The sequence below is a fragment of the Roseateles albus genome (assembly GCF_028595345.1).
Lineage (GTDB): Bacteria > Pseudomonadota > Gammaproteobacteria > Burkholderiales > Burkholderiaceae_C > Paucibacter_A > Paucibacter_A albus.
Map to the genome: position 1 here is coordinate 94,366 of NZ_JAQQXT010000005.1, position 13,185 is coordinate 107,550.

General features: G+C 63.5%; 12 protein-coding genes. 8 read left to right on the top strand and 4 right to left on the bottom strand.

Annotation, left to right across the window (positions count from 1 at the left end; translation table 11 throughout):
- The first annotated feature begins 71 nt into the window (after window positions 1–71).
- The 6 genes from PRZ03_RS09865 (at window position 72) to PRZ03_RS09890 (ending at window position 7,462) form a co-directional block, all read left to right on the top strand.
- Window positions 72–1,124: a 2-dehydropantoate 2-reductase gene (locus tag PRZ03_RS09865; RefSeq protein ID WP_273600160.1), complete on the top strand. Its 1,053-nt coding sequence runs from the start codon at window positions 72–74 to the stop codon at window positions 1,122–1,124.
- Between the two features lie 234 nt (window positions 1,125–1,358).
- Window positions 1,359–4,352 (top strand): adenosylcobalamin-dependent ribonucleoside-diphosphate reductase, encoded by a 2,994-nt coding sequence (locus PRZ03_RS09870; RefSeq protein WP_273600161.1) that lies wholly within the window; start codon window positions 1,359–1,361, stop codon window positions 4,350–4,352.
- Between the two features lie 115 nt (window positions 4,353–4,467).
- Window positions 4,468–5,091 carry an EcsC family protein gene (locus PRZ03_RS09875; RefSeq protein ID WP_273600162.1) on the top strand — a complete coding sequence of 208 codons (624 nt, stop codon included), beginning with the start codon at window positions 4,468–4,470 and terminating at the stop codon, window positions 5,089–5,091.
- 32 nt (window positions 5,092–5,123) lie between these two features.
- On the top strand, window positions 5,124–5,609 hold the full coding sequence (locus PRZ03_RS09880; RefSeq protein ID WP_263534690.1) for a 3'-5' exonuclease: 486 nt from the start codon (window positions 5,124–5,126) through the stop codon (window positions 5,607–5,609).
- An 81-nt stretch (window positions 5,610–5,690) separates the two neighbouring features.
- Entirely contained in the window at window positions 5,691–6,125 is a 435-nt protein-coding gene (locus tag PRZ03_RS09885) for a universal stress protein (protein ID WP_273600163.1), read from the top strand.
- Window positions 6,122–7,462, top strand: a complete 1,341-nt coding sequence (locus tag PRZ03_RS09890; protein ID WP_273600164.1) for an NRAMP family divalent metal transporter — start codon at window positions 6,122–6,124, stop codon at window positions 7,460–7,462. The genes PRZ03_RS09885 and PRZ03_RS09890 overlap by 4 nt, the downstream gene beginning before the upstream one ends.
- A 4-nt stretch (window positions 7,463–7,466) precedes the next feature.
- Here the strand turns inward: PRZ03_RS09890 and PRZ03_RS09895 are convergent, their stop codons facing one another.
- The 3 genes from PRZ03_RS09895 to PRZ03_RS09900 all read right to left on the bottom strand — a co-directional run bounded on the left by PRZ03_RS09895 (window position 7,467) and on the right by PRZ03_RS09900 (window position 10,554).
- Complete coding sequence (locus tag PRZ03_RS09895) at window positions 7,467–8,639, bottom strand: response regulator transcription factor (RefSeq protein WP_273600165.1); 1,173 nt, start codon at window positions 8,637–8,639, stop codon at window positions 7,467–7,469.
- Between the two features lie 143 nt (window positions 8,640–8,782).
- On the bottom strand, window positions 8,783–9,007 hold the full coding sequence (locus tag PRZ03_RS24100; protein WP_409993952.1) for a cysteine-rich CWC family protein: 225 nt from the start codon (window positions 9,005–9,007) through the stop codon (window positions 8,783–8,785).
- Complete coding sequence (locus PRZ03_RS09900; protein ID WP_273600166.1) at window positions 9,004–10,554, bottom strand: malonate--CoA ligase; 1,551 nt, start codon at window positions 10,552–10,554, stop codon at window positions 9,004–9,006. Before PRZ03_RS09900 ends, PRZ03_RS24100 begins: the two co-directional genes overlap by 4 nt.
- A gap of 211 nt (window positions 10,555–10,765) precedes the next feature.
- Between PRZ03_RS09900 and PRZ03_RS09905 the strand changes: the two genes are divergently transcribed.
- Both PRZ03_RS09905 and PRZ03_RS09910 read left to right on the top strand, forming a co-directional pair.
- Window positions 10,766–10,945 (top strand): hypothetical protein, encoded by a 180-nt coding sequence (locus PRZ03_RS09905; protein WP_273600167.1) that lies wholly within the window; start codon window positions 10,766–10,768, stop codon window positions 10,943–10,945.
- Window positions 10,914–12,308, top strand: a complete 1,395-nt coding sequence (locus tag PRZ03_RS09910; RefSeq protein ID WP_273600168.1) for a methyl-accepting chemotaxis protein — start codon at window positions 10,914–10,916, stop codon at window positions 12,306–12,308. Before PRZ03_RS09905 ends, PRZ03_RS09910 begins: the two co-directional genes overlap by 32 nt.
- Window positions 12,309–12,374: 66 nt before the next feature.
- On the opposite strand, the gene PRZ03_RS09915 is transcribed toward PRZ03_RS09910, so the two are convergent.
- A complete protein-coding gene (locus tag PRZ03_RS09915; protein ID WP_273600169.1) occupies window positions 12,375–12,899 on the bottom strand; it encodes a response regulator in 525 nt (174 codons plus the stop codon).
- Between the last annotated feature and the right edge of the window lie 286 nt (window positions 12,900–13,185).

Genomic DNA, 13,185 nt, shown 5'->3' on the forward strand with positions numbered 1-13,185 from the left:
TATTGATGGTCTCGCTCACATGAGCGGATTGAGGGGCGCGCTCGCATGAGCGGATTGCCGGAAGCGCTCGCATGAGCGTTGGGAGGCCCCCAGCGGCCGCCGCTATTTCCATCTTGATCATGGGCGCCGGCTCGGTCGGCTGCTATCTGGGCGGGCTCTTGGCTGCGGCCGGGCTGCGGGTGGACTTTGTCGGGCGGCCCCGTGTCCTGGCTGATGTGCGTGCGCAGGGTTTGACCGTTAGCGACCTGGGCGGTGGCCGCCATCATCTGCCCGCCGCCGAGCTGCATTTGCATGACAGCCTGCCGGCTGGGCTCAGGCCCGCGATTACCTTGTTATGCGTGAAGAGTGGCGCCACCGCCGAGGCCGCTGCGCAACTTCAGGCGAGTTTGCCGGCCGGCAGTTTGGTCGTTTCAATGCAGAACGGCGTCGGCAATACGGAACGCGCGCGCACCGCCGCGCCGGCACTTGATTGGCGGGCGGGCATGACGCCGTTCAATGTGGCCGAGCTCGTGCCCGGGCATTTCCACCGCGGCACCATGGGCGCGCTGGCGATGCAGGGCTCGCCCGCTGAGCCGGGCTTGCTGGCCTTGCAAGCTGCATTCAGGAGCCAGGGCATGGGCTTGCGACTGCACGCCGACCTGCGCGCGGTGCAGTGGGGCAAGCTCCTCATCAATCTGAACAATCCGGTCAACGCGATGTCGGGCCTGCCGCTGCGTGCCCAGCTCTTGCAGCGTGGCTATCGGCGCTGTTTTGCGGCGCTGCAAAGCGAGGCTTTGGATGTGTTGGAGCAAGCCGGTATCGAGGTCGCCGCGATGACGCCGCTGCCGCCGCGCCGCCTCATCACGATGCTGCGCCTGCCCACGCCGCTGTTTCGTATGCTGGCGGCGCGCATGCTCAAGATCGACGCCAAGGCCCGCTCCAGCATGGCTGACGACCTCGCCCTGGGTCGACCGACCGAGATCGACGCCCTATGCGGCGAGGTCGTTCGGTTCGCGGCCGGGCAGGGCGGCCAAGCGCCCTTGAACGCCCGCATGCAGGCGCTGGTGCAGGCTTGGGCACAAGGTCAGCAGGGTTTTTACAGCCCCCATGACTTGCAATTGGCGCTCGGTTTGCGCGCTGTTTGAGTTTTTCTTCCGGTGACTTTTTCCTCCTTGGTGCGGCGAGTGGATTTCGCTTCGATCAAGTTTTTATCGAATTCTGACCGAGAGTGACCGCTCACAATTGATGATTTTTGCCAGGCGTTTTGGCTCGAAACTTGGGTTGCAGCAGCCCGGCTCATGATCGGCATCAAGCCCCGCTCGCTAAGATGCCTGCAACATCGCGCACCGTATTTGATCCCGCCGTCCCGGAGACTTTGCATGACCTCGCCCACCCCCACTCAAAACAGCAGCAACGCCGCCCAAGGCGATATCTTCGGCTCAGCGCAGGCCTTGCCGGCCTTCCCTGCCTTCCGCGTCGCCGTGGCGCCGGCCTCGGCCTTGCCGGCCCAGGACATCAGCGCCGAAGTGCTGTTGGAGAAGTACGCCAAGGGCGATGAGAAGACGCTTGACGAGTTGCGCCAACGTGTGGCGCGCGCTTTGGCGCAGGCCGAGGCGCCCGAGGCGCGGGCCGAGTGGGAAGCGCGCTTTCTGGACGCGCAGCGGCGCGGCTTTGTGCCCGCCGGCCGCATCAATTCGGCCGCTGGCACCGAGCTGTCCGCTACCTTGATCAACTGCTTTGTGCAGCCGGTTGGCGACTCGATCGCCTCGAGCGAAGACGGCCACCCCGGCATTTACACCGCCTTGACCGAAGCGGCCGAGACCATGCGCCGCGGCGGCGGCGTGGGCTACGATTTTTCGCGTATTCGCCCGCATGGCGCCTGGGTCGGCTCGACCCAGAGCAGCGCTTCTGGCCCGGTCAGCTATATGCGTGTGTTCGACCGCAGCTGCGAGACGGTCGAGAGCGCCGGCAGCCGGCGCGGCGCGCAGATGGGCGTCTTGCGCTGCGACCACCCGGACGTCGAAGAATTCATTCGCGCCAAGGACAAGGGCGACCTGAAGAACTTCAATATCTCGGTCGGCGTCACCGATCAGTTCATGCAAGCGGTCGAGGCTGACGGCGAGATTGAGCTGACCCACAAGGCCGAGCCGGGCCAGAAACAGCGCGAAGCCGGCGCCTATCAGCGCGCCGATGGGCAATGGGTCTATCGCAAGCTGAAGGCGCGCGCGCTGTGGGACGAGGTGATGCGCAGCACCTATGACCACGCCGAGCCCGGTGTGCTGTTCCTGGACCGCATCAATGTCGACAACAATCTGCATTACTGCGAGTCGATCGCGGCGACCAACCCCTGCGCCGAGCAGCCGCTGCCGCCTTACGGCTGCTGCTGCCTGGGTTCGGTCAATCTGACCTGTTTTGTGCGTGACCCGTTTGGCCCGAATGCCAGCTTTGATGAAGAGGGCTATGCCGAGGTCTGCCGGGTCGCCACCCGCATGCTCGACAACGTCTTGGACGTGACGCCCTGGCCGCTGCCGGCGCAGCAGCAAGAAGCGCGCAACAAGCGCCGTGTGGGCCTGGGCTTCACCGGCCTGGGTGACACCTTGGTGATGCTCAACCAGCGCTACGACACCGAGTCCGCCCGCGATGTGGCGCGCCGTTTGAGCGAAGTGATGCGCAATGCCGCCTATGAGGCCTCGGCCGATCTGGCGGTCGAGCGCGGCGCCTTCCCGCTCTTCAACGCCGATCTGTATTTATCCGGCGGCAACTTCGCGTCGCGGCTGCCAAATGGCTTGAAGGACAAGATCCGCACGCAAGGCCTGCGCAACTCGCATCTGCTCTCGATCGCACCGACCGGCACCATCAGCCTGGCCTTTGCCGACAACGCGTCCAACGGCATCGAGCCGGCCTTCAGCTGGAGCTATACGCGCAAAAAGCGCATGGCCGACGGCAGCTTCAAGGAATATGCCGTCGAGGACCATGCCTGGCGCCTGTATCGCCATATGTTCGGCAAAGACGCGCCGCTGACCGATGCGTTTGTGACCGCGCTGGAGCTGAGCGCGGCCGACCATGCGGCCATGGTGGCGGCCGTCGCACCCTTTGTGGACACCTCGATCTCCAAGACCGTCAATGTGCCGGCCGATTACCCCTATGCCGACTTCCAGGATCTGTACACCGATGCCTGGAAGGCGGGTCTGAAGGGTCTGGCCACCTACCGGCCTAACAGCATTCTGGGCTCGGTCTTGAGCGTCGAGCCGAGCGCTGTCAAAGAGCCCGAAGCCTTGAAACCGGTGTTGGCCGATGGCAGCAACCAGCGCATGCTGGTATCGCGCCTGCCGAACGCCGTCTTGGCCTCGCTGCGCTGGCCGAGCCGGCCCGAGTTGCCCGGCGGCAACCCGGCCTGGAGTTACATGATCCGTCACCCGCATGGCGACTTCGCGCTCTTCGTCGGAGAGTTGCCGGCCGAGGGGCCGGACGCCGGCCTGTTCGGCAAGAATTTGCCTTTCGAGGTCTGGGTCAATGGCGCCGAACAGCCGCGCGGTTTGGCGGCTGTCGCCAAGACCTTGTCGATGGACTTGCGTACCAATGACGCGGCCTGGTTGCGCCTGAAGCTGGACGCGCTGGCAACGGTGGCCGAGGAGCGCGCCTTCGAGATGCCGATTCCGCCGAGCGGCGAGTCGCGCCTCTTCCCTGGTGTGGTGGCAGCCACGGCAGCGGTCATCCGCTGGCGCTGCGAGCAGTTGGGAGCTTTGCAAGACGGCGGCGCCACGCCGGTGATCGACGCGATGTTCAGCCGCGAAGAGCCGCGCACCAGCACCATGGGCACGCTGGCCTGGGCGGTGGACGTCGACAATCCGGCCACTAACGAACAATTCACGCTGACGCTGAAAGAGGTCAGCCTGCCGACACCGGAAGGTGGCTTTGTGACTCGGCCTTGTGCGATGGGCTTCTCGGGCAATTACCCGAAGGCGCTCGACGGCATGGCACGTTTGTTGAGCCTGGACATGCGGGTGATGGACCCGGCCTGGATAGGTATGAAGCTGCGTAAGCTGCTGAACGTGGGCGAGCCCTTGGGCCACTTCATGGCGCCGGTGCCGACGCTGACCGGCGAGCGCCGCCAGCAGATCTGGCCCTCGACCGTGGCCTATGTGGCGCGCCTGATCATCCATCGGTATGCGATGTTGGGTGTGTTGGATGAGCAGGGCCTGCCCTTGGTCGAGATGGGGCTGTTGCAGGCGCCGATTGCCAAAGCGCATGTGGGCGAGAAGGTGCAGGCGATGGCCGGCAAGCCCTGCCCGGAGTGCGGCAATAGCACGATGATTCACAAGGACGGTTGTGATTTCTGCACCGCCTGTGGGTATGTGGGGCAGTGTGGGTGAGGGGGTAGGGCGCGAGGCTTGACGCTCACTGAGGGAGAGCAGATTGACTGACAAACGGCCCTGTCACTGATCTATCGACTGAGGGTGCTCGCCCCGCGCCATGTAGAGTCACGCCATGACCCAAAAGGAATATCTGCCCATCGATCCTGCCAGAGAGCAAATGCAGTCAAAGCTGTCGACCGCCTTGCTCAAGCTGATCGGCACCGCGCCCGAGCCCAAGGCGCTGCCCAGCGCCAGTCCATCGCTGGCCGCCCAGGCAGCCAAAAAGGCGGCCAGCGACGCGGCATCCAAAGCGGCGATGGCGGCCGGCGCTTTTGCCTTGCCGCCGGGGCCGCTGGGCTGGTTGACGATACTGCCGGAGATGGCGGCGGTCTGGCATATCCAGTCGCAATTGGTCGCCGACATCGCCGCGCTTTACGGCCGCTCGGCGCAACTCGGCCAGGCGCAAATGATTTACTGCCTGTTCCGCCATACGGCGGCGCAGGCGGTGCGCGACCTGGCGGTCCGGGTCGGCCAACGGGTCTTGATCCGGCCGGCCAGCAGCGCGCTGCTGCAGCGCGTGGTCGGCGCGGTCGGCGCCAAGCTGAGCCAGCGGGTGCTGCAAAAAGGCGTGTCGCGCTGGGTGCCGGTGGTCGGTGCGGCGGCCGTCAGCGCCTATGCCTATTACGACACCCAGCAAGTCGCCAAGGCGGCAATCGAGTTGTTTGAGCGCGAACTCATCATCGACAACCCTGACTGAGCGCGCCATGCTTGACCCCTACACTGGGGGCCATGACGCCACCCACCATTCTTGATGTGGAAGCCTCGGGCTTCGGCCGGGGCAGCTATCCGATCGAGATCGGGTTTGTGGAACCGGTGGGTACGGTCTTCTGTTGCTTGATTCGGCCCGAACCTGATTGGTTGCATTGGGACGCTTCGGCCGAGACATTGCACGGCATCACGCGCGAAATCTTGCAACGTCATGGCAAGCCGCCGCTGTGGGTGGCCGAGCAGATCAATCGCCGCTTGGCCGGCCAGACCGTCTACTGCGATGCCTGGGCGCATGACTACCCATGGCTCGCGCGGCTCTTCGATGTCTGCGACCTGGCGCCGAGTTTTCGCCTGGCCGATTTGCGCAGCCTGCTCAGCGAGGCCGAAGCCATGCGCTGGGGCGAGGTCTTGGACCAGGTGCGCGCCGAGCAGCAGTTGCGCCGCCACCGCGCCAGCAGTGATGCGCTGGTCTTGCAACTGACATTGCAGCGGGTCAAGCAAGACTAGGCTCTGCTTGCCTTGATGCAGAGCAAGGCCGATCCGGCTGCACCGTTGGATCATGGCTGACTGTTCAGCGAGGAGATCGCCATGTTCAAGAAGATTCTTTTGCCCACCGATGGGTCCGAAACCGCTCAGCGGGCGGCGCTGGCCGCGATCGATTTGGCAGGCCGCTACGGCGCCACGCTGGAGATCGTCAGCGTCATCGACCCGGTGCCCTTTATGTATTTTCCCGATGGCGGCGCCGAGGCCATGGCCTATTACATGGATGCGGCGGAGGCTGCGGCCAAAGTCGGCTTGGACGGCGCAGCCTCGAGAGCCAAAGCTGCAGGCGTTCCATACAACAGCCATGTCTTGCGTGAACATGGCCCGGCGCAGGCGATCACCGAACATGCGGGCAGCAGCGGCTGCGAGTTGATCGTGATGGGCTCGCATGGCCGGCGCGGCCTGGACGCAGTCTTGTTGGGCAGCGTCGCACAAAAGGTGCTGACCCTCGCCACGATGCCGGTTTTGGTTGTGAAGTGAGGGCAAAGAAAAGCAAGACGCCTCATCATGCCCGCCTGACAGCGCCGCCGCATGGGCTTGCGCATCATCGGCGTGGCATTGCCTTAAGGTTTCAGCGTTTTCGGGCGGCCGGCGCCGGTGCTTTCGCCGCTTTCCTGGCGGTACTGGGTCCGGGCCTGCTGGCGGGCCTGTCCGACGATGATCCAGCCGGCATCACCACCTATTCGGTGTTGGGGGCCGACTTTGGCTACCGGCAGCTTTGGATCATCCCGGCCTCGACCATTTTGCTGGTGCAGTTCCATCTGATGGCGGTGCGCTTGGGTGCGGTGACAGGCCTGGGCTTTGTCGGAGTGATCCGGCAGCGCTGGGGCAAGAACGCCGGCTACTTTGGCGCGCTGGGGCTGCTGTTCGCCAACTTCGGCACCATCTGCGCCGAGTACGCTGGCATTTCCGCCGCCGGCTCGCTGGTCGCCATTCCCAACTGGATCAGCTCGCCGCTCGCTGCGCTGCTGATGTGCGGCTTGGTGGTCTACGGCTCTTTTCACCGCGTCGAGCGGGTCTTGCTGTTGATCTCCTCCACGCTGGCGCTGTACATCGTCGCCGGGATTCTGGCCGGGCCGGATTGGGGTCAGGTCTTGCATAACTCGGTCGTCCCCCATCTCCCGAGCAGCCCGGCCGGTTGGGTGGTGATTGCCGCCACCCTGGGCACGACATTGGCGCCTTGGGGCTTGGCTTTTATCCAATCCTATGCGGTGGACAAGAAGGTGACGCTGGACAAGTTGCGCTGGGAGCGTGTCGATGTGGTGGTGGGGTCGGTCTTGACCGGAGTGATCGGGCTGGCGATTGCGGTGGCCTGCGCGGCCACCTTGAACCGGGCCGGTGTGCATATCAAGGACGCCAGTGACGCGGCCGCCGCGCTCGCTCCGCTGGCAGGCAACTTCGCCACCGTTTTGTTCGGCGCCGGCCTGCTCGGGGCCTCGCTGCTGGCCGCGGCCATCGTGCCTTTGGCGACCGCTTATTCGATCGCAGAAGGGATAGGAGCGCCGGCATCGCTGGACCTGGACTCGCGCCACTTTCAGCTCTTTTATGCCGCCTTTGTAGGCTTGACGGTGGCGGCGGCCAGCGTCGTGTCGCTGCCGGGCCTGCCCTTGATTCCGCTGATCTACACCAGCCAGGTCGTCAATGCGGTGATGCTGCCCTTGCATGTGATCGCGCTGCAATTGCTGGCGCGCGATGCGGGCGTGATGGGCACGGCGCGCACCGGCGCTTGGGGCGCGCTGGCCGGTTGGGTCAGCATTGGCTTGATCGTCGCGTGCGTGGGTGCCCTGGGCCTGAGTTGGCTGGGGGTGATTGCCTGATGGGCTATTTTAGGTGACCGAGCTGCTCAATCACCTTGCCCAGCTTGCCTTCTGTCTCACGGCCTTTGGCCAGCGCCTGAATCACCGCCGTCATATAGGATTTGATCAGCCCGCTGAGGAATTCCTCTTGCTGCGAGAGCAGCCCGAGATTCATATAGCTGTCGTCCACATCTTTGGCCAAGGACTCGAACAAGGTCTGCACCTCGTTGGACATGGCCTTGTTCTTGGCTGAAATATCCGCCAGCGCCAAGCGGGTCATGCTGACCATCTTGATCACGGTGCTGTTGAGTTCGCGCACCGCCAGCTCGTTGTCAAGCGCCGTCACCTTGGTGCAAGCGCCCTCGATCAGCAGCGCCACATTGTCGATGGCGCGGCCGTGGCGTTCGGCCAGCTCGGGGTCCATATCGGGCGAGCGCGTCATCGGCAGATCGCGCAAAAACAGGATGATGCTGCCGAAGTTGAAGCTGGTGTGCGGGCCGAAGGGGCGGATGCGCGGGTCGGGCTTTTGCGCCGCCAGGTGGTCCAGGATGGACAGCTCCAGCGCGGTGCAGGTGGTCTTGCTATTGAGTGAAACCATGCCCATCTTGCCCTGGATGCGTATGCAGCCGTCCAGGCGATATCTCTCGAACGATTCGAAAAGCTGGGCGGCGATGCCGGCGTAATCGGTGCAGGCGTTCAGGGCGCGCTGGAAGTCCAGCACCACGCCGACTTCGCCCACCATATCGGCGCTGCTCATCACCGCGTTGACGGCCTCGTTGAGCTGGTTGCCCAGTTCGCGCTTGGAGCTCACGACGGCCAACTGGCGCTCGATCTTGGCGATCAGCTCAGGCATGTCGAAGGGCTTGCAGACATAGTCGTCGCCGCCGGCCGAATAGCCCAGCAGGCGCTCTTCGATCGAACTCAGCGCAGACAAAAATATCACCGGTGTGCCGGCAGCGCTTGAGCTGCGCAATTTGCGGCAAGTCTCGTAGCCGTCCATGCCCGGCATCATGCAGTCGAGCAGCACCAGATCCGGCGGCACCGAGCCTTCAATGATTTCCAATGCCTGGGCGCCGCCGGAGGCGGTCAGGATGTTGTATTGATCGCTCAGCAACTCTTCCATCAGGATCAAGATGTCGGGCGAATCATCAACGACCAAAATAGTGGGCAGGGCGGCGTTGTGCTGAGGTGCGTTCATGCTGACTTTCGGCGCAAGGCTTGAAGGTGGAGGGCGTGAGTCCAGGCAATACAGACTGTCGTTGCTCTTCCATATTACGGTGCGATGCTTGCCAGCATAGCTCGGAAATGCCCCCCGCTGGGGCCGCTTTTCCGCCAAAGCGCTCAGACTTGAGCGGGCCCGGCTCCCAGCTGTGTAGGCGTTTGTGACTGTAGTTGTTTGAGGCAATTGATGCACAGGCAGCTGCTGTACTGCGCGGCCAAAGCTTGGCGCAGCGGGGCGCTCAATTGCAGTTCGAAACAGTCGCAAAAGCCCTCGGCCGCAGCGCAGTGAAAGCTGCCGCCGCAGCGTGGGCAGCGGTCCTCAAGTGGCTTGCCGAGCGCGGTCATGCAAACAACCCGCCATGCTGTTCGCGCAGCAGCTTCTTTTGAACCTTGCCCATTGCATTGCGCGGCAATTCGCCGACGACGAAGATTTGCTTGGGCACTTTGAAGCCGGCAATCTGGCGTTTCAGTGTGGCGATCAGCGCCGCGCCGTCGAGGCTGTGGGCGGGCTTGGCCACCAGAACGGCGATGACGGCCTCGCCGAAGTCGGCATGCGGCACGCCAATCACCGCCGACTCGGCAACGCCCTCCAGCTCGTTCAAAAAACCTTCGATCTCGGCCGGGTAGACATTGAAGCCGCCGCTGATGATCAGGTCTTTGCTGCGCCCAACAATCGTGACATAGCCATTGGTATCGCGTTTGCCAACGTCACCGGTCTTGAACCAGCCGTCGGCGGTGAATTCCTGCTGTGTCTTCTCCGGCATGCGCCAGTAGCCGCTGAATACATTCGGGCCGCGCGCCTCGATGGCACCGATCTCGCCCGGCGCGCAAAGGCGGCCAGCCTCATCTTGCACGCGCAGCTCAACGCCGGGCAGCGCCGGCCCGACCGTGCCGCCCACCCGCTCGCCGTCCAAGGCGCGGCAGGGGTTGGAGCTCAGCATCAGCGTTTCGCTCATGCCGTAGCGCTCCAGGATGATGTGGCCGCTGCGGGTCTGCCAGTCGGCAAAAGTGTCCAACAGCAGCGGCGCGGAGCCGCTGATGAACAGCCGCATCCTCGTGCAGGCTGCGGGCGTTAATGCGGCCTCCCCGAGCATGCGCACATAAAGCGTGGGCACGCCCATGAAGACCGTCGCGTCGGCAAAGCGGCGTATCACATCGCGCGGCTCAAACTTGGCAAACCAAATCATCTTGGCGCCGGCAAGAATCGCGCCATGGGAGGCAACAAACAGACCGTGCACATGAAAGATCGGCAGCGCATGGATCAAGACATCGTCGCTGCGCCAGGCCCAAAAATCTTTGAGCGTGCGTGCGTTGCTGAGCAGATTGCCGTGGCTCAGCATGGCGCCCTTGGACAGGCCGGTGGTGCCGCTGGTGTAGAGAATGGCGGCCAGGTCGCCGGCGCTCTTTTCGGCGACATCGTGCCGATCGCTCATCGATGAGGCGCGATCCAGCAGGCTGCCGCTTCGGTCGCCGTTCAGGGTGAAGACATAGGTCGTGCCGGCCAGAAACGCCAGCTTGGACACCCAGCTAAACTGGGCTCCGGCGCAAACCAGCACGGCTGGCTCGGCGTCCTTGAGGAAATAGTCCAGCTCGGCCGCTTGGTAGGCGGGATTGAGCGGCAGGTAGACGTAGCCGGCGCGCAGTACGGCGAGGTAAAGCATCAGTGCCTCGACGCTTTTTTCGGTATGGGCGGCGATGCGGCTGCCGGCAGGCAAATCCAGCGACAGCAACAAGTTGGCCAGCATTGCCGTGCCGCGCTCAAGGTCGCGCCAGCTGTAGTGCAGCTCCTGGCCCTGCGCGCTTCCGTCGGAACACTCGGCGCATTCAATAGCGCAACTGTCCAGGTCGGCGGGGAAGGCGCCCTGCAGGGCGGCAAAAAGATTGGCGTTCATGTGGCTTGGAGGCAGAGCTGAAACAGCAGATGCAGCGATTGTGACCTGCCGCTGCTTGCTCTGTGCCGAACCGAGAAAGGCAGTGATTCAGCTCGCTTATCGCCGTTTGCGCAACTTGCCACGCCCGGCCCTCTTCCAGCATAGTGAGAAAAATTGACACGACCATCGACTCGATTCACAAATTGGTCATAAAAAAGAAGAGGAGACAACCATGTCCAAGATGATGTTGGCGACGCGTTTGCGTGCGGCCGTGCTGTTGGCGGTGCTGGGTTTTGCCTTGTTGATGGTCTTGCTGGCTCAAAGAGCCAGCAGCAGTCTGATGACCGTCAAGATGATGACCACGATAGAGCAGGTCAAGCGTGCCGAAAAAAATAGCCAGTGGCTTTCATGACAAGGCCAAGTCGGGCGCGATGAGCGAGGCGGACGCCAAGGCTGCCGCCGCCGCTGAAATCAGCAAGATTCGTTACTCAGGCAACGAGTACATCTGGATCAACGATATGGGGCCGCAGATGGTCATGCACCCGATCAAGCCCGAACTTGACGGCAAAGACCTGAGTGGCAACAAAGATCCCAAGGGCAAGGCCTTGTTTGTCGAGATGGTGCAAGTAGTTCGGGCCAGCGGTTCAGGCTATGTGGATTATTTGTGGGCCAAGCCCGGCGCTTCCGAGCCCGTGGCCAAGCGCTCTTTTGTGATGGGCTTTGCGCCTTGGGGCTGGGTCTTTGGTTCCGGCATTTATATCGATGACGTGCAGGCGATCGCCAATGGCGATGCCGCATTTGGCATGGTTGCGGTGCTGGTGGTGGGCGCGCTGGCCATGCTGGCGGTCGAGATCTTTGTGCGCGGGCTGCGGCGTCGATTGAGCGCGATGCAAAGCGTGATGCAGGCGGTGGCCGAAGGTGATCTGCGTGCCACGATCGAAGTCGGCCAGCGCGATGAGATCGGCCTGGTGATGGAGCAGGTGGTGGCGATGCAGGACCGGCTCAGTGAGTTGGTGCAGGCCATTCGCGGCGCGACGGACTCGATCGGTCATGCCTCCAGCGAGGTGGCTTCGGGCAGCCAGGATTTGTCCATGCGAACCGAGCAAGCGGCGTCCAATCTGCAGGAAACGGCGGCCTCCATGCAAGGCCTGACCGAGCAGGTCAAACACACGGCACAAGCGGCCCGGCAAACCAATCAGTTGGCCGACACGGCGGCGGATCGTGCCCGCGACGGCGCGGCGGTGATGAGCGAGGTGGTCGGCACGATGGAGGGCATCTCGGCCGCCAGCCGCAAGATTTCAGACATCATCTCGGTCATTGACGGCGTGGCATTCCAGACCAATATCTTGGCGTTGAACGCCGCCGTCGAAGCGGCGCGCGCGGGCGAACAAGGGCGCGGTTTCGCGGTGGTGGCCAGCGAGGTGCGCAGTTTGGCCGGCCGCTCGGCCGAAGCCGCCAAGGAAATCAAGACGCTGATCATGGACTCGGTCGAGCGTGTCAATGCCGGTACGCAGCAGGTTAGCCGCGCCGGGGCCTCGATGGATGAGATTTTGGGCGCGGTGCAACGCGTCACCACCACCGTCAACGAGATCAGCCAGGCGAGTGCGGGTCAGTCGGATGGGATCGCCCAGGTCAACCAGGCCGTCACCCAACTCGACAGCATGACGCAGCAAAACGCGGCCTTGGTGGAAGAAACGGCCGCCGCCGCTGAATCACTCAAGCAGCAGGCACAGGGGCTGAACGATACGGTGGCGGTGTTCAAGACCAAACGCTGATGCCCGGTCGGGTTCGCAAGGGCCTGAAAACGAAAATTGTGAATATTCCCGCTTTCGTTTGAGTCGTCAGGATTTCAGGCCCGGCAGCGCCAACCAGCGGCCCAGGCGGCCGCGCAAGGCGACGAAGTCCAGCGGCTTGGTCAGGTGCTCGTCCATGCCGGCAGCCATGCTGGCGGCGATATCGCTTTCCAGTGCATGGGCCGTCAAGGCCAAGATGGGGAAGGCCGGCAAGGCGCCCATCGCCTGCAACTCGCGCAGCTGGCGGGTGCATTCCAGGCCGTCCATGCCGGGCATCTGAATGTCCATCAAGACCAGATCGGGCGGGCTGGCCTTGCAAGATGCCAGGGCTTCCAGGCCGTTTTTGGCCAGGCGGCTGCGCAGACCCATGACGGCGAGGAATTCCAAGGCGACGACTTGATTGATTTGATTGTCTTCCACCAAGAGCACGGTGGGCGGCTCAATGCCGGCGGCGAACTTGGCCCCGCCCAGCAGGCTGTCTTGCTCGTCCGGCATGCCGCCATCGCTCGAATGCTGAGCAGACATGCGCAACCAGTTGGCCGCAACGGCGTTCTTAAAACTGCTGGTTTCCATATCGCTCCCTCCCCTTTGTGCCGCTTGCACACCTCATCGCGAATTTGGCGCTGCCTGCGCTGCTGGCGGCTCCTGCGCCTGGCGTCAGCAGTGCTTTTTATAGCCTCGGGCGCTTGACTAGGCGCTGATCCGAGCGTTGTTTGAGCCAAATTGCTGCCGGCCTGCATTGTTGCTGCTGCGCGGCCGCGCTGCAACAGGCTTGACCGGTGCTTCGTCCCGCGCAGCCCACAACCCCCCGCGATTGGGGGGCTTGACCGGCCTGAATAGTTGTCTGCACTGCCATCAA